Origin of the sequence: Jonquetella sp. BV3C21 (assembly GCF_000468895.1) — a bacterium.
Taxonomy (GTDB): Bacteria; Synergistota; Synergistia; order Synergistales; family Dethiosulfovibrionaceae; genus Jonquetella; species Jonquetella anthropi.
The window spans coordinates 1-22,470 of the sequence record NZ_AWWC01000003.1; the positions used below are offsets into that span (position 1 = coordinate 1).

20 protein-coding genes and 1 riboswitch are annotated in these 22,470 nt (G+C 61.2%); of the genes, 12 read left to right on the forward strand and 8 right to left on the reverse strand.

What is annotated here, in order from left to right:
* Positions 1 to 25 precede the first annotated feature (25 nt).
* Positions 26 to 1,195, reverse strand: a complete 1,170-nt coding sequence (locus tag HMPREF1249_RS00410; protein WP_021775655.1) for an aminotransferase class V-fold PLP-dependent enzyme — start codon at positions 1,193 to 1,195, stop codon at positions 26 to 28.
* A gap of 198 nt (positions 1,196 to 1,393) precedes the next feature.
* Between HMPREF1249_RS00410 and dnaA the strand changes: the two genes are divergently transcribed.
* From dnaA to HMPREF1249_RS00440, 6 genes are all read left to right on the forward strand, one after another.
* Positions 1,394 to 2,725 (forward strand): chromosomal replication initiator protein DnaA, encoded by a 1,332-nt coding sequence (gene dnaA, locus HMPREF1249_RS00415; RefSeq protein ID WP_008522245.1) that lies wholly within the window; start codon positions 1,394 to 1,396, stop codon positions 2,723 to 2,725.
* A 232-nt stretch (positions 2,726 to 2,957) separates the two neighbouring features.
* Positions 2,958 to 4,088, forward strand: coding sequence for a DNA polymerase III subunit beta (dnaN, locus tag HMPREF1249_RS00420; protein ID WP_008522246.1), 1,131 nt, complete (start codon positions 2,958 to 2,960; stop codon positions 4,086 to 4,088).
* Positions 4,089 to 4,093: 5 nt separating this feature from the next.
* Positions 4,094 to 5,149 (forward strand): DNA replication/repair protein RecF, encoded by a 1,056-nt coding sequence (gene recF, locus HMPREF1249_RS00425; protein WP_008519875.1) that lies wholly within the window; start codon positions 4,094 to 4,096, stop codon positions 5,147 to 5,149.
* Positions 5,150 to 5,187: 38 nt separating this feature from the next.
* On the forward strand, positions 5,188 to 5,700 hold the full coding sequence (locus HMPREF1249_RS00430) for a hypothetical protein (RefSeq protein WP_008519878.1): 513 nt from the start codon (positions 5,188 to 5,190) through the stop codon (positions 5,698 to 5,700).
* 9 nt (positions 5,701 to 5,709) lie between these two features.
* Positions 5,710 to 7,596, forward strand: coding sequence for a tRNA uridine-5-carboxymethylaminomethyl(34) synthesis enzyme MnmG (gene mnmG / locus HMPREF1249_RS00435; RefSeq protein WP_008522249.1), 1,887 nt, complete (start codon positions 5,710 to 5,712; stop codon positions 7,594 to 7,596).
* Positions 7,583 to 8,059 (forward strand): DUF721 domain-containing protein, encoded by a 477-nt coding sequence (locus tag HMPREF1249_RS00440; RefSeq protein WP_008519881.1) that lies wholly within the window; start codon positions 7,583 to 7,585, stop codon positions 8,057 to 8,059. Before mnmG ends, HMPREF1249_RS00440 begins: the two co-directional genes overlap by 14 nt.
* A 39-nt stretch (positions 8,060 to 8,098) precedes the next feature.
* Here HMPREF1249_RS00440 and HMPREF1249_RS00445 read toward each other — a convergent pair whose 3' ends face one another.
* The 3 genes from HMPREF1249_RS00445 to HMPREF1249_RS00455 are packed head-to-tail and all read right to left on the reverse strand — an operon-like array spanning position 8,099 to position 10,056.
* Positions 8,099 to 8,629, reverse strand: a complete 531-nt coding sequence (locus tag HMPREF1249_RS00445; protein ID WP_008522250.1) for a nitroreductase family protein — start codon at positions 8,627 to 8,629, stop codon at positions 8,099 to 8,101.
* Between the two features lie 13 nt (positions 8,630 to 8,642).
* Positions 8,643 to 9,431: a formate/nitrite transporter family protein gene (locus HMPREF1249_RS00450; protein WP_008522251.1), complete on the reverse strand. Its 789-nt coding sequence runs from the start codon at positions 9,429 to 9,431 to the stop codon at positions 8,643 to 8,645.
* Positions 9,432 to 9,468: 37 nt separating this feature from the next.
* Entirely contained in the window at positions 9,469 to 10,056 is a 588-nt protein-coding gene (locus tag HMPREF1249_RS00455; protein ID WP_008522252.1) for a uracil-DNA glycosylase, read from the reverse strand.
* A 153-nt stretch (positions 10,057 to 10,209) separates the two neighbouring features.
* On the opposite strand from HMPREF1249_RS00455, the gene HMPREF1249_RS00460 reads away from it, so the two are divergent.
* Genes HMPREF1249_RS00460 through HMPREF1249_RS00470 form a run of 3 tightly spaced genes read left to right on the forward strand, consistent with a single transcriptional unit; the run spans position 10,210 to position 12,520 of the window.
* Positions 10,210 to 10,953, forward strand: a complete 744-nt coding sequence (locus HMPREF1249_RS00460) for an acyl-[acyl-carrier-protein] thioesterase (protein ID WP_155801273.1) — start codon at positions 10,210 to 10,212, stop codon at positions 10,951 to 10,953.
* Positions 10,954 to 10,955: 2 nt separating this feature from the next.
* Entirely contained in the window at positions 10,956 to 11,618 is a 663-nt protein-coding gene (locus HMPREF1249_RS00465) for a hypothetical protein (protein ID WP_008522254.1), read from the forward strand.
* Complete coding sequence (locus tag HMPREF1249_RS00470; RefSeq protein ID WP_008522255.1) at positions 11,615 to 12,520, forward strand: DMT family transporter; 906 nt, start codon at positions 11,615 to 11,617, stop codon at positions 12,518 to 12,520. The genes HMPREF1249_RS00465 and HMPREF1249_RS00470 overlap by 4 nt, the downstream gene beginning before the upstream one ends.
* Before the next feature lie 50 nt (positions 12,521 to 12,570).
* Here the strand turns inward: HMPREF1249_RS00470 and HMPREF1249_RS00475 are convergent, their stop codons facing one another.
* Positions 12,571 to 13,602, reverse strand: coding sequence for an asparaginase (locus tag HMPREF1249_RS00475; RefSeq protein WP_008522256.1), 1,032 nt, complete (start codon positions 13,600 to 13,602; stop codon positions 12,571 to 12,573).
* 203 nt (positions 13,603 to 13,805) lie between these two features.
* Between HMPREF1249_RS00475 and HMPREF1249_RS00480 the strand changes: the two genes are divergently transcribed.
* The 3 genes from HMPREF1249_RS00480 (at position 13,806) to HMPREF1249_RS00490 (ending at position 17,407) form a co-directional block, all read left to right on the forward strand.
* Positions 13,806 to 14,954 carry a CD0519/CD1768 family membrane protein gene (locus tag HMPREF1249_RS00480; protein WP_008519899.1) on the forward strand — a complete coding sequence of 383 codons (1,149 nt, stop codon included), beginning with the start codon at positions 13,806 to 13,808 and terminating at the stop codon, positions 14,952 to 14,954.
* 270 nt (positions 14,955 to 15,224) lie between these two features.
* Positions 15,225 to 16,319, forward strand: a complete 1,095-nt coding sequence (locus tag HMPREF1249_RS00485) for an ornithine cyclodeaminase family domain (protein ID WP_021775656.1) — start codon at positions 15,225 to 15,227, stop codon at positions 16,317 to 16,319.
* Positions 16,313 to 17,407, forward strand: a complete 1,095-nt coding sequence (locus HMPREF1249_RS00490) for an ornithine cyclodeaminase family domain (RefSeq protein ID WP_021775660.1) — start codon at positions 16,313 to 16,315, stop codon at positions 17,405 to 17,407. The genes HMPREF1249_RS00485 and HMPREF1249_RS00490 overlap by 7 nt, the downstream gene beginning before the upstream one ends.
* A gap of 54 nt (positions 17,408 to 17,461) precedes the next feature.
* Here HMPREF1249_RS00490 and HMPREF1249_RS00495 read toward each other — a convergent pair whose 3' ends face one another.
* The 3 genes from HMPREF1249_RS00495 to cls form a co-directional block, all read right to left on the reverse strand.
* Positions 17,462 to 19,576 carry an acetate--CoA ligase family protein gene (locus tag HMPREF1249_RS00495; protein ID WP_021775651.1) on the reverse strand — a complete coding sequence of 705 codons (2,115 nt, stop codon included), beginning with the start codon at positions 19,574 to 19,576 and terminating at the stop codon, positions 17,462 to 17,464.
* A 141-nt stretch (positions 19,577 to 19,717) separates the two neighbouring features.
* A riboswitch (cobalamin riboswitch) is annotated at positions 19,718 to 19,880 on the reverse strand.
* Between the two features lie 111 nt (positions 19,881 to 19,991).
* Positions 19,992 to 20,840 carry an endonuclease/exonuclease/phosphatase family protein gene (locus HMPREF1249_RS00500; protein ID WP_021775657.1) on the reverse strand — a complete coding sequence of 283 codons (849 nt, stop codon included), beginning with the start codon at positions 20,838 to 20,840 and terminating at the stop codon, positions 19,992 to 19,994.
* Positions 20,841 to 20,863: 23 nt separating this feature from the next.
* On the reverse strand, positions 20,864 to 22,315 hold the full coding sequence (gene cls, locus HMPREF1249_RS00505) for a cardiolipin synthase (protein WP_008519910.1): 1,452 nt from the start codon (positions 22,313 to 22,315) through the stop codon (positions 20,864 to 20,866).
* Between the last annotated feature and the right edge of the window lie 155 nt (positions 22,316 to 22,470).

Genomic DNA, 22,470 nt, shown 5'->3' on the forward strand with positions numbered 1-22,470 from the left:
GTACTTATCGTAGGAGGCCGCTTTTTTATCGCTTTAACTTCGCCGCACAGCGGCCGATGATCTCCAAAGCCTGATCGACCTCTTCGGCAGTCGTGAAGTACCCCGGACTCAGCCTCAGGCCGCCAGCCGGAAACGTCCCCAGCGTCCTGTGTCCCCACGGCGAGCAGTGAAGCCCCGGACGAGTTTCAATTCCGTGCTCGGAGAGCTCGGCAGCCAACTCGGCGTTGTCCACCCCGTCGAAGTTCAACAAGAACACCGAGACGCGGCCTTCCATTCCCTGCCGGCCGTACAGGTGAACCCCAGGAAGGGCCAGAAGCCCGTCGAGCATCCGTCCGCCAACGGCCCTTTCTTGGGCCGCAATTTTTTGAACCGTCTCGGACTGGATCCACTGGACCGCCGCGTTCAGTCCGGCGATGCCCGGCAGATTCAGCGTCCCGGACTCGAACTTATCCGGCATGACCGACGGCTGGACCTCTTGGTCGGAAAAGCTGCCTGTCCCGCCGCGAATCATCGGACGGCAGCGTTGTGCGATGTCGCCCCTCCAAATAATCCCGCCGATGCCCTGAGGGCCTAAAAGGCCCTTATGGCCGGTAAAGCAAAGAGCTGCCAACCCTAATTCCGTCGCGTCAAGCGCTATGTGCCCGGCAGTCTGAGCCGTGTCGGCTACCAAGTTAATTCCCCTCTGCCTGCAAATCTCAGCGACGCCCTTCAAGTCCTGAACCGTGCCGCAGATGTTGCTGGCGTGACTCATCACGACCAAGTCGGTTTTCTTCTTATCCAATTCCTTTTTCAGGTCGTCCAAGTCGAGCCGACCTTCAGAGTCGCATTCAACGACGTCCACCTGGACGCCCTTCTCGCGAAGGGAACAGAGCGGACGGATCACCGCGTTGTGTTCCATCGACGTGGTGACGACCCGGCAGCCCGGCTCCAACAAGCCGTTCAGGACCGTGTTCAGCGACTCGGTGATATTCGCTGTGAACGTCACAAGCGTCGGCAGCCGATGTGAGTGGCCGTTAAAGAACGAAACCAGCGTTTCCCGACACTCCAACACAGACGACGCCGTCTTCATGTCCCGAGACGACGCGCTCCCTCTTCCCAAATTTGCCCCGCCCAACGATATGAACTGAGAAATTGCCTCGCAGACTTCTTTCGGTTTCGGCCAACTCGTCGCGCCGTTGTTCAGGTATATCCCCACGATGCATCACGACCTTTAATTCATAATCTTATGTCGTTATTTTTTTCTATGCAGATTTATCATATCGTCCTGCAGAAAAACTGTCAAAAGTTTCACTTAAACGAAAAATACTCCCTCTTTTGTGGATAACTCCCCAACGAACTCCCTTTACGGTATGATATAAGCGATCATCGTCAAGAAGCCAGAGAGGTGAATGGTGTGTCAGATCAAGAACTGAAGGACCTCTGGGAAAATTTGCTCGCCCTCGCCGAGCCGCTGCTTCCTGCCGGCACGGTGGAAACGTGGCTGAAAAGCTGCGTTCCTTTGTCGTACGTCGACGACACTTTGACCGTTGACGCAGCGAACGTCTTTATCGAAAACACGATCCGCAACCGGTACCTAAAAACACTGGAAGAGCTTATGTCCCGGGCGGGACTCGGCCAGTCCATTTGTCTGACCGTTCCGCAGGAAAAAGACTCTTCTTCCGGCAAACCCGAACAGCCCCAACGGGTTGCCGAGCCGAAAAACCCGTCGCCCACTGGACTGAATCCAAACTACAAGTTTTCGTCGTTCGTCGTCGGCCGGTCAAACCGGCTGGCCCACGCCGCGAGCCTTGCCGTGGCCGACAATCCCGGCTCGGCGTACAGTCCTCTTTTCATCTGGGGCGGCGTCGGACTGGGGAAAACGCACCTAATGCACGCGATCGGCCACCACGCTTTAGCCCAGAATCCGCGGCTGCGGGTTACCTACGTGAGCTCAGAAAAATTCACCAACGAGCTGATCACAGCCATCAAGAACAACAAGACGGCCGAGTTCAGGTCCAAGTATCGCCACATGGATCTGTTGCTGATCGACGACATTCAGTTTATCGCCGGCAAGGAAAGCACTCAGGAAGAGTTCTTCCACACGTTCAACACGCTGCACGACAACAAAAAACAGATCGTCCTGAGTTCCGACCGGCCGCCGAAGGAGATCAGTGACATCGAAGAGCGGCTCGTCAGCCGGTTCGAGTGGGGGCTCGTCACCGACATTCAGCAGCCCGATTACGAGACGCGGATCGCCATCTTAAAGAAGAAAGCCGAATCCCGAAACTACCCGCTGCCCGACGAGGTTGCCGCGTACTTGGCTCAAAATATCCCAAGCAATATCCGAGAGCTTGAAGGGTCTTTGAACCGGGTCATCGCCTGCGCCGAGCTGAGCAGCGAACAGATCACTGTTGAACGGGCCGTCGAGTGGCTCAAGGACATGATCGGTTCCAGGCGGCGGGGAGTCATCACGATTGAGACGATTCAGCAGATCGTCGCTGAGGAGTGCGGCTTTACGGTCGAAGACCTCGTGAGCCGAAAGAGGACCAATGACATCGCCCTTTCTCGCCAGATTGCCATGTTCCTCTGCCGAACTCACACCGAGTGCAGTCTTCAGCAAATCAGCACGGCCTTTAGGAAAAAAGACCACACGACGGTTCTCCACGCTCACAGGAAAATTTCGTCCCTGTTAATGGAAAACCTGCGCGTGAAAGCCCTTGTGGAAAACATAGAAAAAAAACTGTGAAAACCGGCGAATGAACTGGCGAATAAGTCATCCCTCTCGGGGAATTTCTCAAACCGGTGCGAATATGTGGTTCTCCGTCCACAGAATTTCCATGAGCCTTCCACAGGAGAAAAAGTCACTTCTATCAAGGCCTCGATGACGATATTCGCAGTTCCCACAGAGCCTAATACGACTAATACTAGGTTTTTCATTCTCTAAAAGAAGAACAAGAAGAGAAAGAGAGGTTATCCCTGTGAAACTTCAATTAAACCGGCTCCAATTTCTTAAAGCATGGCAGATGGCCGAACGGACGACGAACTCCCGCGTTCCTCAGACTTCTTTGTACAGCGTTCATATTCGCTGCGGCCAAGATGGGACTTTTCTTGAGGCAACGGATCTGAAAACGTCCATTTCCGTGGCGGCCGAAGGGGTTCAGGTCGTTGAAGAAGGGGCAGCCCTCCTTCCCGTCCGAGTGATTGGTGAGCTTCTCAAAAAAATTGACAGCGAAGTCGTCGAGCTGTCGGTCACCCAAGAGCGCGGAATGTTGGTGGCAGGGAAAAACCAGTACGACGTGGCGGTGTTTCCGACCGACCTGTTCCCTGATATGCCCCGTCCGTCGTCCGATGAACCTTTTGCCCTCGTGCCGTCCGGCGAGCTGATTCGAGTGCTGGACGAGGGAATTGTAGCCGGCAGTGTTTCTGAGGAATTTCCCCGTTACATCGGAGCCTGTCAGCTCCAGTGCCAGAAAGGGGAACTTCGCGCCGTTTCCACCGACGGCCGTCGCCTTTCCCTCTCTAAGTGTCTGTGCGAGAGCGGGACGGACGGCTCTGTCCTCGTGCCGTTAGCGCCGATGAAGGAGTTTCAGCGGTTCCTTCAGTCGGTCGAATCGGACGCGACGGTCCGGGTCTTTACCGATCAGGCGTTAGTTCACTTCTGTCTGCCTGGGCTGGAATACTCGGTTCGCCGAATTGAATCAAGTTTCCCCAACTATGAAAAGGTCCTGAGAAAGGACTTCACGTCCACCCTGACGGTGAATCGGGGGCTGTTCATTGGAGCTCTTGAACGGGTTGATCTGCTCGTTCGGGAGAACAATCACCTCGTGGTGGTTACTCTGTCGCCGTCCGGCGAAATGACCTTGGTCGGTCGATCGCCAGAGGTGGGCAAAGCTTGCGAGCACTTGAGCGGCATGATCACCGGAGAGTCTTTGAAGGCCGCCTTTAACGCCAATTACATGTTGGACGGTCTCAGGGCGTTTCACGGCGACGAGGTGTACATGACGTTCAACGGGAGCAACGGGCAGATGAACATGATGCGTCCCGGTAGCGATACGTTCCTGTACATGCTCATGCCCGTCAACTTGCAGCAGAGCGAATACGAGGACTAGCTTGAATGCGGGTCGTCGGATTGAGGACCCGCCGATTCAGGAACTTGGCCGCTCAGAAAGTTTCGTTCAGTTCGGAGATGAACCTGATTACTGGGGAAAACGGGTCGGGAAAGACGAATTTCCTCGAAGCTCTGAACTGTTTGTGCGGCTGGGGGCCGTTTTCCGCAGGTCGATGGAGCGAACTGACCTGCTGGGAGGAAAACGGCGCGTTTGAGCTGGTCGGGTCGTTTGACGGCGAGTCGGGCGGGACGGTTCAGGTACTTTGCGCTTCCCGGCCGTCTCTTCGTCTCGACGGCGACCGGGCTACTTGGACCGACGTCAGGTTGTTCGCCCCCTGTCTTTCTTTTCTGCCGGCCCATATGGCCCTCATTGAGGGAGGGCCGGTTGTTCGGCGGCGTTTTCTCGACGTTGGGACGGCGCTTTTGTATCCTCTTTATGCCCGCCGGCTGTCCGACTGGCGGCGGCTCGTGAGGCACAAGCGGTACTTGTTGCGTTTGGGGAAACCTGGCGACGTAGCTGACCGGATCATGAAGCCATTGGCCGGGTGGCTGTGGCTGAAGCGGGAAGAATTTGTCGGCGCCCTGCAGAGAGAACTTGACGCTCAGGCGGACTTGCTTTCCTGTCCGGTTCAGATTGGACTGCACCGGGGCGGCGGCGGGGCGTGTTTTGACCCGGAAGAGGATTTTGCCGCCGGGTTGGAGCGTCTTGGACCGGCGGAGAGAAAGAGCGGCCTGCCGCTTGTAGGGCCTCACAGGGACGATTTGACTCTGACGGTTTCCGAGCGACGGGCAATTGATTATTTCAGCCGAGGTCAGCGCCGTCGGGCCGCATTGGCGCTGATTTTAGCTGCAGGAGGAGCGGTCAAGTCCCAGCTCGGCCGTTCGCCGATTCTTTTGATCGACGAGGTGGCGTCCGAGTTAGACGAGTTGGGACGTCAGAAGGTCGTTCAAGCGTTAGGGCAAAGCGGCTGTCAGGTCTTCGCCGCGACCGCCGAGCCCCAGTCGCTGGACTGGCCTGGCGATCGGTTCGTCATGAGGCAGGGGAGCGCTGAAAAGCTCTGAGCTGAAGTTCTGTTGAAAAGCTGAAGGGAGAGCGGAAGATGAACAGACGGCTTGCTGTGGGAGTGATCGTTGCCGCGTGCTTGGCCTGCGGCTCGTGCTGGGGAGCCGACAGGGCGATCTTTGGCCCGTGGGGGCTGAAATTTGGTCAGAAGGCGGAAGAGAGCGCCGCTCAGATGAAGGAGAACGGCGCCTCGCTCGTGTTTGACACGTTCGCGTATCGAATTGGGGTCACGTCGCTGTATCAGGGAGAGTTTTTCGGGCGCTCTTGCTTTGCTCAGCTCTTTACGAACGATCGGGGACTGTGGAGGGTTCAGATGAGCTTCAAGCGTCCGGAAATTCAGGCCGGTTCAGGTCAGAAGGGAAACTACTTTGAGCTGAGCAAGCTGTTGACGGATAAATACGGCAGTCCGAAGACGATCACCACCAGTCACGGCGAAGCCCGTCAGTGGAAGGACGAGGACCAGATGATCGAGCTGACGGCGGACAACCGGTCGGAGTCGAATTACACCACGGTGCTGACCTACACGGACCGGCGCCGTTACATGTGGTAGGCGGGGCTCTTGGAGAGAATAACTCAGCCGTTGGGCGGTTTTGACGTCGTTGTCGTCGGAGGAGGTCATGCGGGCTGTGAGGCGGCGTTAGCCGCCGCTCGGATGGGCGCCTCCGTTCTTCTCGTCGCTCAGGATCTAAGCCGCGTGGCTTTTATGCCCTGCAACCCGTCGATCGGCGGCCCGGCAAAAGGCCACTTGGTCCGGGAGATTTCGGCTCTGGGGGGCGAACAGGCTCGGGCGGCCGACGCGTCGGCTATTATGACCCGATGGCTCAACACGTCGAAAGGCGCGGCGGTTCGCGCGCTTCGGTGTCAGTGCGACCTGAACGACTACGGCAGGTATTACTTCGCCCGGCTGACTGAAACGCCGGGACTTGAACTGCTCCAAGATGAAGTGACGGGCCTGATCTATGACGATTGGGCCGTTTTAGGCGTCAGAACTCGTTTTGGCTTGGAGATCCCGGCGAAACGGGTAATTCTGACCACTGGAACGCACCTACGGGGGCTGATTCACGTCGGTTTGGTGAATTACCCGTCCGGCCCCGTGGGACAGCAGGCGAGCGTCAGGCTGGCCGACGAGCTGGCTAAGATGGGACTGCCGACTTTTCGCCTGAAGACCGGGACGCCACCGCGGCTTCACGCCGATTCGATCGACTGGTCGGTTCTGGAACGGCAGGAAGGGGAAGACACGCCGGAGTGTTTTGATTTTTGGGGAACGCCTGCCGTTCACAAAGAGGCGTTCTGCGCTGTGCTGAGAACCAACAAGGAGACTCACCGCATCGTGACGGACCACTTGGACGAGTCGCCGATCGTCCAACGGGTGATTACCGGCGTCGGCCCGAGGTACTGTCCTTCGATTGAATCAAAAGTCATCGCCTTTCCGAATAAGGACAGCCACCCGCTGTTCCTCGAGCCGGTTGACCGGCTGGGGAAGGAAATTTACGTGCAAAACTTTTCCACCAGCCTGCCGGCGTCCGTCCAGTGGCCGATGGTTCACAGCCTGCCGGGCTGCGGCAGGGCGAAGATCTTAAAGCCTGGGTACGCTATCGAGTACGACGCCCTAAACCCGCTGGGTCTGACGCCGTGGCTGGAGCGAAAGGAAGTTCCCGGGCTCTTCTGCGCCGGTCAGATCAACGGGACGTCGGGGTACGAAGAGGCGGCTGCTCAGGGGCTTTTAGCGGGTATCAACGCCGTTTTAAGCCTGAGAGGAGAGGAACCGTTGGTGCTTGGCCGTCACGAAGCCTACCTCGGCGTTTTAGTGGACGACTTGGTGACGAAGGGAACCGACGAACCCTACCGAATGTTGACGAGCCGGTGCGAGTACCGGCTTCTGCTTCGGCATGACAACGCGGACCGGCGTTTGGCCGCCAAGGGCGCGGCCCTCGGCTTGGTCTCCCAGTCCAAGTGGGACGAGCTGCGCCACCGGTGGGACCGGGAGGACAGGGAGTTCGACAGGCTGGGTTCGCTCAAGCTCACGGCTCAGCAGGTCGACGGCGTGTTGACGGCCTGCCAGTCGCGCCCGACGGGTCAGGGCATGACAGCCGCCGCCCTTTTGCGCCGGCCGGAAGTCACCTATCAGGCGTTGGCTGCCGTCGGCGCGGGAGAACTGACCGGGGACGAGGCGGACGCGGTAGCCGTGCGGGTGAAGTACGAAGGGTACGTGAAGCGCCAAGAGCTGGCCGCCCAGTCGATGCTCCGCTTGGAAGGACTGGAAATTCCGCAGGACTTTGACTTTAAGCTCCTGAACGGCGCGCTGTCCGAGAGCGTTGAAAAGCTGGAACGGGTTCGGCCCCGGACGCTGGGTCAGGCGAGCCGGATCTCGGGGGTGACGCCGGCGGACCTTCAGCACTTGGCTATGATTCTTCGATCTGGAGTTGCCGGCCATGCCAAGCCCTGAACCGCTGTCGTTAGGCACTCTTCTTGCCAAGTACATGCCGCCGGCCTTTCAAGTCGCTCTTCGGCTGATGAAAATTGAAAAGGAATGGGATCAGGTCGTCAGTCCTCAGCTGGCCGGAAAAACCAAGCCAGTCAGCTTTGACCGAACCGGCTTGGTCGTCGAGTGCGTCTCACCGGCCGCGGCTCAGCTGATTGCCATGTCGAGCCGGTCAATCCTCAAGGCGATTGAAAAGCGATGGGGACAGGCGTTCCCGGGGATTCGGACGGTGGTGGTCCGTCAGCTGTCCCGGCGGGTTTCAAGGCCTCAGGAGCCGAGAGGACGGGCGATCAACCCGGACGCGAAAACTGTGACCCAGTACTTTGAGGAAAACGCCGAGAAATTTTCCAATAAGAACGTGGCTCTTGCCCTGGCCCGCCTTCGAGCGACGTTTGAGAAGCGATTCGGGGGGAATGAACAAAAATAAAGACACCGGCTTTCGGGAAGAAAGCAGGTGTCTTTGCGTCTACCAGACGTTGTGATGAACCTTTTCCGCGTCGCCAGTTTCCGGGTAGGACGGGTGCTTCTCCGCCGGTCGGCCGATGACCGCGTATCCCAGCGGCGAAACCGTCTCAGGCAGGCCGAGCAGGCGACGGATCCCCTCGTGCCGTTCCTCGTGGTCCGAACAGTGAATGATGCCGCCGCACCAGACCGCCCCGTACCCTAACGAGTGGGCGGCCAACAGGAGGTTTTCCATCGCTGCCGCGGCGTCGTCCCGCCAGTAGTGGCTCGAAATGGTCGACAGATTCGTCTCGGCGCAGACGGCGATCACCAGAGGCGCCCCCTTGGCCATGCCGGCGAACTTATGGATCTCGGCGAACTGGTCGATAACGGCTCGATCGTCCATGACGACCAGATGGACGGGCCTGAAGTTGCACGCGCTCGGCCCGGACAGCGCCGCGGCCAGTATCAGCTTTAAATCCTCCGGCTTGATCGGTTCGGACGTGAACTTGCGAATCGACCGGCGGCTCAGAATCGCTTGGATCGTCTCGTTCATGGGGGATCGCCTCCTACTGTTTTTCCTTTGTCACTCCGAGGGCGACAGAGTAAAAGACGGCGACGAGAACGGCACCGCCGACGGCGTTGCCCAGCGTGACAGGAATTAAGTTGCTGGACAGGCCGGACCAAGGCAGGGCCTCCAGCTGGCCCGAGGAGCCGGCCAAAATTCCGGCCGGCAGGAAAAACATGTTGGCCACGCAGTGTTCGTAGCCGGACAGCACGAAGGCTGTGATGGGGAAAAGGACTCCGGCGACTTTGTCGGAAATAGAGTCGGCGGCCAAGGTGACCCACACGGCCAACGTGACGAGCCAGTTGCACAAAATGCCTCGGACGAACGCGGCGCCGAACGGCAGGGCCATCTTTGCGGCGGCCACGGCTCTGGCACGCTCGGCGACGGCGCCGTCACCGCCCAGCAGGCCGCTGAAGGCCAGCAGTCCCACGACCAAGAGGGAGCCGACGAGGTTCCCAAGGTAAACGATGATCCAGTTTCGCAGAATCTGTCCCCAAGAGCAGCTGCCGGTAAAAAGTCCCACCGGCATCAGACAGTTTCCCGTGAACAGCTCGCCGCCAGCCGTGACCACCAGCACGAGGCCTGTGGTGAACACAAGGCCGGACAGCAGGCCAGCCAAGCCGCCGGGGACGCCCGACAGCCGGGCCGTCAGGGTAAGCATGGCAAGTCCGGCGATGCCGACGTAACCGCCGGCTAAAATTCCAAGGAGGAACGCCTGACGGGCCGGTTCGGTTCCTCTCGCTTGGGCCAGCGCGGCGGCGGCTTGAGCCATCTGGGGCAACGATTTCATCGTGTCCTCCGAGCGGTGAGCGCGTTTTTAAAAGACTTCATGAGAGATCTCCTTTCGATTGCGCTGGAGCGCTGACGCGGCAGGCCACGTCCTTCAGGTCCTCCAGTGTCAGCAGAATCGGCGAGCCTGGACGCCGCGTCCGGTTGCGCAGCAGATAGGCGGGGTGAAAAATGGGGCGGACCCAGGCCGTCCGGCCGCCGATTTCCAGCGAATAAAACCTTCCCCGCAGGGCTGTGACGCCCTCCCGCCGCCCAAGCAGCGCCCGAGACGGGACGTTGCCCACGGTGATAATGCCGTCGGGGCGGATCATTTCAAGCTGTCGGCGGAGCCAGCACAGACAGCAGGAAAGCTCGTCCTTTTGTGGGGTGCGGTTGTCCGGCGGTCGGCACTTGACCGCGTTGGTGATGAACAGCTCGTCGCGCCGAAGGCCGCTTTCCTCCAAAAGCTGGGAGAGCAGCCGGCCCGACGCCCCGACGAACGGAATGCCCGATTCGTCCTCCGCCGCGCCGGGGGCCTCTCCCACGAGGACGACGCGGCTTTCTCGGGGGCCCGAACCGAACACCGGCGCTTTCGCGCCGGCCCTGAGCCCGCAGCGCGAACAGCCCGCAAGCTCGCGGGCCAGCATGGTCAGATCGTCGATTCAAACCCCCTCCTCCAGTGAAGACAGCGCGGTACCGCTTCATTGTATCAAATCGGCAGATTCTGCCAAGGAGGAGAACCGCTATAATGGACGAAAGCCAATTGAGCCGCCGCGGGGCGGCGGGTGGGAGATGATGTGGTGGACGACAAGGTATTCCGCGTTTCGGCATCTGTCCGAGGGGCGTGGGTTTCTCCGGCCCTGACCATCAAGCCGCCGTGCCTGCTGGACGTGCTCCAAATGGCAGCCGATCGGGTGGTAGAAGATTTGCATCTGACGATGACCGACATGCTCAAACTTGGCGTGTCGTGGATGGTGCACCGGTACGACGTGGAGCTGGCCCGACCCTTGATGGACAAGGCCCCGATCACCGTGGAGACGTGGCACAAGGCGGTCGATGACCTTTTTACGGTGCGGGAGTTCTGCCTGCTGGACGGGGAGGGAAAGACCGTCGGCACGGCCGTCAGCTCGTGGATTCTGGTGGACGTTGCCCGACGGCGGCCGGTTCGGCTGAGCCGTCACGTGCCGGAACAGTTTATAACCTACTCGAGCCGGCCGGCTCGGCTCATTCGCGGGCACCTGCCGCCGCTTTCCCGAATTGACAGCGAAGAGCCAGTTCACGTTCGGCTGTGCGACTTGGACATGAACGGACACGTGAACAACACGAGCTATGCCGCATGGATGACCGAAGGCGTGCCGGACGACGTTTTCGCCTCCTGCGGCCTCGTGGGAATGACGATCGAGTTCCTTCACGAGGTCACCCGGCAGAGCCGGCTGGTCTGTCGGAGCGGGCGGGACGGCCTCGAGTTCTGCCACGAGCTGACGGACGAGTCGGGGCGGGTTTTCTGCCGCGGCCGGACCAAGTGGCAGAAGCTTTTGTGCTGAAAATGATCCCGGTTCACGTTGACGGCCTGACGGCTTACGCCCTCGGGAGAGAGGGGCTTCAGACCTTTCCGGCAGGTCAGGTTTCTCTGCGGGGCCCTGTTTGTTGGCTGACCGCTGAGGGGCGGGTCCCTGAGCTTGTGGGGGCCCAAGATCAGGTTCGCCCAGTCGGTCTCATCGGCGCGGCCGGTCTAACTCGCCTGGGGGCGTTCATCTTCTTGGGCGAAGAGGTAGACGGCGCCGTCAGCCCCGGCCTTTCGGGTGGTCAACCTGTGAGGCTGGCTCACCTGACCGTGCCGGCCGACTGTTCGTGTCCCTGCGGCGGCCGGCGGCATTTAGCCGGGCTGTGGGCGCTGAGTTCCCTCAAACGGCGGTTTGGAAGCGAGGAGAGTTTGGCGAGCCTGTGGGAAAACCGGGAGGAGTCCGGGTTGGCTCCGATTTGGGGCGAGGCCATGACGGGACTTGCCTGCGCGATCGCGTCGCTGGCGTCGCTCTTCGGCGTCCAGTCGGTCGTCCTCGGTGGGCCCGTCGGCGAACTGCCGGACTTTTGTCTTGAAGTCGGCGACTGGGTCTACCCGCTGCTTGGCAGGCCCCAGCGTCCCGGCCCGGCGATTGAGCCGTGGGGCGGAGAAGAGGAGTTCTTGATGAACGCGCGGAGGGCAGTATGAGTACGACGGAAAACGAAACAGCGCTGTTAGCCCGGGTTAAGCCGTATCTCCCAATGACGCTGGCCTCAGTCATCTGGGGCGTCATGGTGATGCCCTCCAGTTGGGCGCTGGAGGAGCTGGACCCGGTGGTCCTTTTGATCGCCCGCACGGCATTGGGCGGGCTGATCGCGGCTTGCTATTCCTTGTGGCGGCATCGGACGCTGCGCCCGGCGCCGGGCGAGTGGTTCTGGCTGATCTTCATGGGGCTGGCCGGCGTGACAGGGAACAACCTCTGCTACTTCTGGGCGCTGAACCTGACCAGCAAGACGAACGTGGTGGTCATTTACGCCGTGTCGCCGGTGGTTACTATTCTCTTGGCCCACCTGTTCTTGGGTGAGAGGCTGAGCCTGCGGCGGATCGTCGGCGTCCTGCTGGCCGTCGGCGGCGTCATGACCCTGTTGACCGGCGGACAGCTGGGGCGGGTGATGGACATATCCTTCAACGCCGGCGACCTGTGGGAGCTGACCGGCGTGTTTCTCGCCGCCCTGATGGCCGTGGCGGCGGTGAAGGTTCGTCAGACTCCTGCCGGCATCGCGTTGACCCACACGATGCTTTCCGGGTTAACCGGCGCGGTCTTGATCGGCTCGGTTCTGGGGTTTCACCTGCCGGCTCACCTGAGCCTTCGGGGCGTCCTTTCGGTGGCGTATTTAGGCGTTTTCAGCAGCTGTCTGGCCTATGGCTGTCAGCAGATTTCCGCCGTGACCATCGGGGCGTCGGCCACGATGGCGTTCGCCAGCTGCGTGCCGGTGATCGGCATGCTGACCGCTTGGCTGGTCGCCGGAGAGACAGTGACGCTCCTTCAGATCGGATGTACGGTTCTTATTCTGCTGGGCCTGTGGCTTAACGCCGGCGAGAAAAGCTGAAAAAAAACGAGCCCGCCCTCGGCGATTGCCGAAGGCGGGCTTTTTGACGTTTAGCAGGGAGCGAGGAACCGGCCGAGCACCGGCCCAGGCGGAAGGCCGGTGGCGAGGGCATAGCAGCAGAGCGCGTGGACAAATTCGAGCGAGTAGGACTGCTGTCCCCACACGGTGAACCCTTCGGATTTCAGCCCGGCCAAGCCCACGTCGGCGTACCCGTCGGGCTCCTTGCGCCCCTCTTCGGCTTGGCTGCAGGCGATGATCTGAGGTTTGACCTGGCAGTCCCGGTACGTTTCGGCCACTTGGCGCAGCACCGCCGGGTCGGCGTTCCCCGCGCCGTACCCGACCAGAATCAAAAACTCTTCCGTCCCGAGAAATGCCGGCTGACAGCCCGGCAGGCAGAGCACCGGCCGGATCCGTTCGCCCACCAAGTTCAGCCGCTGGGGGTTGTTGAACAGCCGGTCCAGCTCGCGGGGGTAGCCGACGGCCAGGGTGCGCTTCCCGGCGCTTGCTTGGCCCGACAGGCCCCATGCCGGTTCAAAGTGGAGCGGTGGCTCGCCCAAAGAGACGAACGCGTCAGGGTTCATGCTGTTTCTCTTGTGGGCCGACCGGCCGGGGAAGAGTTTCCAGTTGAAATAGACCCACACGCCTCCCGGGGCAAAGCAGCAGGCTCGGGCGGCGCCTCTCAGGTTGACCAGCGCGTCTTCCGGCACGTAGTCCAGCGTCAGCTGGCTGCCGGTCAGGATCATTGGGATCGGCAGGGAGCCGAAGCACAGGTCCATCCAGCTGGCCGTGTTGGCCATCGTGTCGGTGCCGTGCAGGACCAAGACGCCCGACAGGCCGGTTTCCAGCTCGGCGGCGATCAGGCGGGTCATCTCCATCCAATGGCTGGGCCGAAGCGACGAGCTGTCGAGGCCGGGGATTCCCCACGGGGCGGCCGTGACGAGCTCCACGTCCGGCAGGCCGGCCAGAGCCTCGTGCAGTCGAACGCTTAATTCGTCAACGCGTTTTTTAGACGGCGCCTTGCCGCCGTCTCCTTGGCCGCTGGCAATGGTCCCGCCGGTGAACAGAACGAGCAGTCGTTTCATGAGAGTTCCTCCGCAGTGCGCTGGTATGATAAACAGCTTTATTATAACAACGGGACGGTCCGTCGGGGCTTTGCCGAAAAAGATTTGGGCGCGGCGATGAAAGCCTTTCCGGCTCTCGTCCGGCCGTGATAAGATATAAACTGAAACGCGGGAGAAGTTTATTTTCGCGCTCGGAGGACTGCCGGGCGAAGGAGACGTTGGCTATGGAGAAGAAACCCCGGCTGAAGCCGGATTTCGGCATCGAGACGTTCGTGTTTATGGCGTTTTTCGCCCTGTGCTTCGGCGTCATCGGCAGCAGGATGGGCGGCACCCGGATGGTCCAGACCCTGATGAACTCAAGCCATCGGCTGCTGATCGACGTGTGTTTCTACATCATGGCGATCGCCGTTTTAGCTGGCGCGATGGCCGGCGTCTTCTCCGAGTTCGGAGTCATCGCGTTGATTAACCGGCTTCTCTCCCGGATCATGATGCCGATTTACGGCCTGCCGGGCGCGACGTCCCTCGGCATTTTGAACTGTTATCTGTCGGACAACCCGTCGATCCTGCCTCTGGCCTACGAGGACAACTTCCGTCAGTACTTCAAAACCTATCAGCTCCCGGCTCTGACGAACCTCGGCACGTCGTTCGGCATGGGGCTCATCGTCACGACGGCCATGATGGGTCTGCCTGTGGCCGGAGCCGTGAAGGGTGCTTTGTTGGGCAACTTGGGAGCGGTGGTGGGCAGCGTCGTGTCGGTGCGGCTGATGCTTCACTTCACCAAGGCCGTTTACGGGACGGACGAGACGGTGCGGACCAAGTACACCGACTCGGTGCCGAAAAACATGCGCACGATTCGGGACGGGACGCCTGGCGGTCGGCTGATTCAGTCGCTGCTCGACGGCGGACGGCTGGGAATTGACGTGGGCATGGCCATCATACCCGGCGTGCTGGTTATCTGCAGCTTGGTGCTGTTGTTAACCAACGGCCCCGGGCCTGACGGCGTCTACACCGGCGCGGCCAACGAGGGCGTGCGGTTCCTGCCCTGGCTGGGGGACAAGCTGTCGTTCGTCCTGCGGCCTCTGTTTGGCTTCTCGTCCGCCAAGGCGATCGCCGTGCCGATCACGGCTTTAGGCTCGGCCGGCGCCGCGCTTGGCGTGGTGTCCACCATGGCAGTCGAGGGGCTTGTGACCGGCAACGACGTGGCGGTTTTCACCGCGATCTGCATGTGCTGGAGCGGGTACTTGTCGACTCATATCGCCATGATGAGCGCGTTGGGCGTGCCGAACTTGACCGGCAAGGCGATTTTCAGCCACACGGTTGGCGGGCTCTGCGCCGGCGTGGCAGCCCATTTTTTCTACATGATTTTGTGTTAGCGGCGGGACAGTTACAAAAAGGTTACAGACCAGTTCGAGAATAAAACTTATCCACAGGACGAAAAGGGTTTCAGGCCGTATTGAGGCGATCTTGCCCGGAAAAAGTCAAATTCTTTCATGTTATACACGAAGTTGTTGTGGATAATGTGAATAAATCAACCCCTGCTGTGACCGCTTTGGCGCGTCTCTAGGGGACGCGGCGGAAAGTTCGTGTGGATAAACATCCGGTCTGTTCACCAAGACGGCAAGGAGCGCGAGAGGAGCATGAACATGGAGTTTCGATATCCTGAATACCGTCTGCCGGACTTCGGGGCTCTGGCCGGCGCGCCGGAGGCCGCAACGTCTCCGGCCCCTCGGGACGGCGTGGCGCCGCGGGGATTTTTCCTCACCAGTCACCTGCCGACCTATTATCTGGTCGAAGGGCGCTGGGTCATGCCGGACAGGAGCTTTCAGGACGCCGCGGCGGTAGTTGACCGGGGCGGCGTAGTCGTCAAGGAAGTCTGCGACCTCAAAGCCGGAGATCGGGTCGTGACCGGCGACAGCGTCCGGGGCGAAGAGGGCATTCTCATCTGGAAAGAGGGATTTGGGCCGGAAGCGTGGCGGACGCCCGGGCTGTCAGTCGAGTCGGCGCTCAGCGGCGACTACGCGTTTCTTGCCGCGCTGATGAACCAAATCAAGTCCGAGGGCGTACCGATCGTCTGGGTCCTCGGGCCGTCGGTCGTGTTCGACTCGGACACCCGGGAGGCCCTGTCGGCTCTGGCGAAGGCCGGGTACATCAACGGCCTGCTGGCGGGCAACGCGCTGGCCACTCACGACTTGGAGGGCGGCTATCTGGGCACGGCTCTGGGACAGGACATCTACACCCAGAAGTCGGCGCCGATGGGGCACTACAACCACCTGGATCTGCTGAACGACGTCCGCTCGGCCGGCTCGATCAGCCGGTTCATCGCTCAGGGAAACGTGAAAAACGGCCTGATACGGACGCTGGTGGAGCTGAACGTGCCGTTCGTGCTGGCCGGCTCGGTCAGGGACGACGGGCCGCTCCCTGAGGTTCACGCCCGGGTCACCGAGAGCCTGCGCGCCATGAAAGGCCTGACCGACCGCGCCGGGCTGATCATCGGCTTGGCGACCATGCTCCACTCGGTGGCTGCCGCCGACTTGGCGTCGGGGTACCGAAAGGACGCGGACGGCAGGGTCCGGCCGGTTTATTTTGCTGCCGTAGACGTGACTGAAAACGTGGACGGCAAGGTGGCCTCGGCCCGAGAGGGACTCGCCGTGGAGACGTTTGTGACCAACGTTCAGGACTTCGTGGTGAACCTCCGGCGGGCCCTGACTCCGACGAACGGGGAGGCGGCATCATGCTGAAGCTACCCATATACACGCCGCCTGACTTTTCGGAAGCTCGATTTGTCGAAGCTCCCAACGCGTCGCTCGGCGTCGTCGAGCGGGACGGCATATCGCCGCGGGGATATCACGCCATGTCGATTTTCCCCGAGTATTTCAAGGTCAACGGCTCGTGGTTCTTGGCGGAGGAGAGCCGCATGGACACGGTGGCCGTCGTTCGGGACGAGCCGGGGCATGAGAAAGTTGACGTGGTAGAGTTCCGCAACTTAAAGGCCGGCGACAAGGTCGTCCTCGGCCGGACCGAGGACGGCAGCGAGGGCATATTCCTTTACACCGACGGTTTTAGGGAGCCGGAGGGCCGGGAGGCGGACCGGTTCGCGTTCCGCTCCGGCCGGTCGCGGGAGACGGCGTTCTCCATCGACTACGACAGGCTGTACGACGTGCTGCGCCATGAGAAGGCGAACGGCGGCTTCATCACGTGGGTGCTCGGCACGTCGCTGGCCCTTGACAGGGAGGCTCGACAGGCCTTGGAGCGTCTGATTCGGGCCGGCTTCGTGAACGGGCTCATCTCCGGGCAGGGGCTAGTGGCCTTCGACTTGGAGCGGGAGCGGTGCGGCACGACCTGGGGACAAAAGGTCTTCCGCCGGGAGCAGAACACCCGGGACAACATGTTCCAGGTCGTCAACGACGTGCGGGCTGCCGGCTCGATCGAGGCGTTTCTCGCCTCGTCGGGCATCACCGGCGGCATCACTAAGGCGCTGGTGGACTGCCATGTTCCCTACGTCTTGGCCGGGACGATTCGGGACAAGCTGCTCCTGCCCGGCACGTACGATAACGTTTATAGGGCTCAGGACGCCATGCGGGCTTTGAGCCGAAAGAGCTCAACAGTCGTGATGGCCTCGACGATCCTCTTCACGGTAGCGACTGGCAACATGACGCCGTCGTACAACCGGTTCGGCGGCAAGATCCGGCCGGTGTACATCTACACGGTGGATATTCAGGAGTTCGCGGTCAACAAGCTGTCCGACCGGGGCACTCTGACCGCCACGTCGCTGGTGACCAACAGCCAGGACTTCGTCCGCCACGTGGCCCGGGCATTAACGCGTTAAAAGCGAAAAAAGAGCCGGCGCGCTTTTGCGCGCCGGCTCTTTTTGTGACGAAAATCAATGGTTATGGGACTGACCGTTTCGGACGATGAGCGCGTCAGCCGCGACGGCTCCTTGGCCTTCGGGCATGACGAACACCGGGTTGATATCCAGTTCCAGAAGGTCCGGTTCCACGCAGGCCAGCTTGGACACCTGGCTGACGATTCGGGCGAGCGCAGCTGTGTCCTTGCGCTTCTGTCCTCTGGCGCCGGACAGGAAGCCGAAGCCCTTGAGCTCCTGAATCATCCGCAGCGCCTCGGCCTCGTCGACCGGCGCGTGGCGCAGCGAAACGTCGCCCAGCACCTCGACGTAAATGCCGCCCAAGCCGACGGCCACAACGGGGCCGAACACCGGGTCGCGCTTGATGCCGACGATGCACTCCATGCCGCCCTTGACCATTTCGCCGACCAAGAACCCTTGAATATCGGCGTCGGCGACCTGGGCCTGCATGTTGGTCCGCATCTTTTTGAAGTCCTGGCGAAGCTCTTCCAGCGTCCTGATATCCAGCCGGACGACGTCCGCTTCGGTCTTGTGCATGATCTTTCCCGACATGCCCTTGAGCACCAGAGGGAAGCCGATATCGTCGGCAGCGTCAAACGCTTCCTCCATGTTCGTGCAGAGCGCTTCGCGGGTCACCGGAATGCCGTACTTGCTCAGAAGGCACTTGGCGTCGTACTCGGACATCAGCGGCGGGTAGTTCTGCAGGATGGGCGTCCCGGTCACCGGCTCGTCCTTCGGGAGTGCCCGCAGCTGGTGCCAGTTCACCATCGCGCGAAGGGAGCGGGCGCACTGGCGGAAGCTCTGGAAAATCGGGATGCCCGCGTCCTTCAGCCGCTGAATGAACGAGCCGCCGTGGGCCTGGTCGATCATCCAGACTACCGCTTGGGGCTTTTCCGCCGTCTGATAGTTGCGGATCAGCTCGTCAGCCATCACGTCGCCGGCCTTGCCGATAACCATCGACAGGGCCGTGACGACCATGTGAACGTCCGGGTCGTCCATGGCCGTTTTCAGGACCTGCTGGAACTTCTCCGGCGTCTCGGAAACCTGAATCGTCATGTCCACCGGGTTGCGGGGCGAGCCGAACGACGGGATGTTCTCGGCCATCTTCTTCTGCGTGTCCGCCGAGAGCTCGGGGACCTGAATTTTCAGGTCCGTCAGGCTGTCGGCCATCACGATGCCCGCGCCGCCGGACGTGGTGAGAATGGCGACCCGGTCGCCGGTCGCCCGCTGGCGGGCGCCGAACATCTGGCCGATGCCGGTGATGTCGTCCATGTCTTCCATTGGAATGATGCCGTACTGGTCGAAGATCGCGTCCCATACGGCTTCGTCGCCGGTCAGAGCGGCGGTGTGGCTCTGGGCCGCCTTCTGGGAGATCGGCGACCGGCCGGCCTTCAGGACGGCCACGGCGATATTCCTCTCGCGGGCGTCCTTGACCATCTGGAGGAACCGCTGGCCGTCGCCAATGCCTTCAAGGTACATCATCAGGAGGCGCACCTGCGGGTCGCAGATGACGTAGCTGGCGCACTCCACCGCGTCGACGTCCGCTTGGTTGCCGGTGGTCACCACGTAGCGGTAGTTCACCCCGTGATCGAGTCCGACGCCGAACGACGAGAAACCGAACGCGCCGCTCTGGGAGACGAACGCCACGTGTCCGGCCTTGGGCGGATCCACGTCCAGCAGGGCGCCGGTAAAGGTGAGCGGCGTCTTTTCGGCCAAGTTGAGCAGCCCTTGGCAGTTGGGCCCCAGAATGCGGATTTTGCCGCTTCGGGCGATCGACAGAATCTGTTCCTGCAGTTTTTTGTTGCCCGTTTCGGCAAAGCCCGACGAGTAGATGACCGCGTTAGGAATGCTCTTGGCGATGCAGGTCTCCAGCACCGACGGGACGATGTTCGCCTTGACGCTGATCACCGCCACGTCCGCTGAGCCGGGAATATCAGCTAGGTTTTTATAGCACTGGTACCCGCCGACTTGGTCGTACTTAGGGTTGACCGGGAACAGGTCGCCGGAAAAGCCAAATCGTTTCATCACCTTGATCGTGCGGCCGGTCAGGCTGTCAAGGTTGGCGGACGCGCCGACGACGGCGACGCGGCGGGGACAGAAAAGCCGGTGAAGCGGGTGTTCGGAAAGGTTCATGATCAGGACTCCTTCACGAAAGATTGTGTTGCCGACAAAAAAGGCCGTCCCAGCGGGACGGCCGAATACGTCAACGACAGCGCCTGTCGTCAGTAAGGACGAAGACGCAAGTCAGAAATCGCTCCGAGTCCACGCGGGGATTTTTGCGCGCCTCGCTAGGCCGGTCTCCTGGCTTGCTATCGCTCTTTGGAACACCTTCCCGGAAAACTTCCAGTGGTTTGCTGTTCCGCAGTCAAGCATACAGTGGCGGGTCCGCGCCGGCTTTTTACCGGACTTCCCGATCACCCAGCGAGGTTTCTTTGTAATTTTACGATACTCGGATCGCTTCAGCGCGTCAAGGGTGATTCACCCGTCCTGCCGCGGATAAAAAACGCCCGGCGCCGCAGAAAAGCAGCTCCGGGCGTTTGCGGTTTTTTTACTTCTTGGCTCCGCCGGCCAAAATGAAGTCCAACAGCACGATGTCGTGATCCGGGTGCTGGCTTCGGCCCGGCGAGCGGCGGGGAATCGACGACTCGGCCTCTCGAAGAGCCGGCGGGCGGGAGAACGTCAGGCTGGCGTAGCCGATATGGTCCAGCGACGAGCGGGTCGCGTCGTAGCTGTACAGGCCGTCGGGCAGGGTCAGCAGGCGAAAGGCCGTCTTCGGCGACTCGTAATTGAAGTCGCCGGTGATAAAGATCGGACCGTTGAGCGACGAGACCAACCGGTCCAGCGCTTCCAGCTGGGCAGCCCGCTTGGCGTCGTTGTACGCCTTGGCCGATACGACGTCGCTCTTGCCCCGGGTGCTCTGGCTTTTCAGGTGGACGTTCACCAGCGTGAACTGAAAGCCGCTCGCCTTGTCCTTAAAGGTCGCGACCAGCGGCGGCCGGTCGAAGAGCCGAAACGTCGAGCCGTCGTGCTGAAACGACGCGTTGGCGAAGTAGACGTCCGGGCCTGACAGCATTTGAACTGCCGAGTCCTTCCAGAGAAAGTACAGGTCTTGGCTGCTCGCCGTGTCGTTGCCCGCAAACCGCCAGCCCGGCAGGTGGCGGGCGACCAAGTAGGTCATCGCGCCGTCGCCTTCGATTTCCTGCAGCGACAGCAGGTCGGCTCGGCTGTCTTGAATCGTTTGAGCCAGATGGGCGCAGTCTTCCGGCGTGTAGCGCTTCTGCCCCGTCACGGCGAAGTACTCGATGTTGAACGTGCCCAAGCTGAAGGCCTCGGCCGGCAGCGGCTGGAAGACGCAGGCCGCGGCGATGGCGCACAGCGCGGCAAAGAACTTTTTCATCGGATCGCTCTCCTTTTTGAGGGCTATAGAAGAGGGCTGAGCAGCCGGGTGAGCGCTTGAACGGCCCGGGCGGGACGTCCCCGCAGCGACCACCGGCGAGGGTTCAGAGGGACGCAGGAGCGCAGATAGCGGTTCTGAATGTGCAGCAGCGAATGGGCCTCTTGGGTGCCGTAGAGCACCAAACTGATTTCAAAGTTGAGCGCGAACGACCGGGTGTCAAAGTTGCTGCTGCCGACGAACGCCAGATCGTCGTCCACCGTGATAGTCTTGGCGTGAAGCATGCCGCCGTGGTACAGGAAAATCTTCACACCTGCGGCCAAAAGGTCGCTGTAATAGGCCTTCGCCGCGTTTCCAACGATAAAGTGATCGGTCTTCGCCGGGACGAGCAGCCGAATCCGGACCCCTCGGCGCGAGGCCGTCTGCATGGCCTGAATCAGGCTGACCGTCGGGATCAAGTACGGCGTCGTGATGGTTACCTGACGGCGCGCTCCCATGATGGCCGACAGCACCAACATGAGGTAGTTCTCCGTGTCGTACGACGGGCCGCTCGGGACGGTCTGGAGCGACCAGTTCCCCGGCGTCTCCGGCGCAGCCAGCAGGTGGGACACGTCGAGGAGCTCGCCGGTTTCAACGTGCCAGTCCTCCAGAAAGACGTACTCCAGCTGGTGGACCACCGGGCCCTCGACTGTGACGCTCAAGTCCTGCCAGACGAGTCCTCGCCGGCCGAATGTCGGGTCGCACAGGTTGTGGGAGCCGGTCACGGCGTAGCGTCGGTCGACGATAACCAGCTTGCGGTGGTTGCGCAGGTCGTACCGTTCGGCTTTCCGCCGGAACAGCCGCACCGGCAGGGCTTCGCGGACCTGGACGCCCAGCTCTTTCAGCCGGCTGACCCCGCCGCTTCGGATGAACTCGGACGAGCCGACGCTGTCCACGATGAGCCGGCAGGTCACGCCCCGGGCGGCGGCCCGCCCGAGAGCGGAGACGACGGCCCGGCCCGGCCCAACGTCGGAGAAGATGTAGAAGATCATGTTGACTTCCTGCTTGGCGCCGTCGATTAGGCTCACCAGATGGGAGAAAAACGACTCGCTGGTGTCCAGATACCGGCACAGGTTGCCCGACGTGATCCCCATGTTCCCCAGCGACTCGGCCAGTCGGACGGTGAGCTGAAGCGTCGGCGGCAGCTGAGGTGCCCGGCGGCGGCCGTGGGACAGCTGCTGCCGGATGTCCTGCAGGTGCTGAGCCATTCGCCTGTGGCGCTGGAGTCTGACGGCCGGGAGCATTCGGCTTCCCAACAGGGCGTAGGCGAGAAACCCGGGCCACGGCCACAGGAGAATGACTAAAAGCCACGCGGTTGCCACAGCCGGCGGGTGCCGCAGCGGAATTGACAGAAGGCTCGCGACTCGGATGACAATCGACAATAGAGTGTAAAACTGGACCGCGAGCAGCGACAGATCAGCCAGCCAGTCGAAATTCACAAAAGCGCCTCCTTTCGCCGCAGATCGGGTGACTCAAGAGATGTCATCATTGTACATGGGAGAGGCGAAGTGAACATACGTTTCTTCCCTTGCTTTCAGCCGGCTCAAGCGGCCGGCCGGTTCATCCGGCTGGCCTGGGATAAAAATGCGGTCGG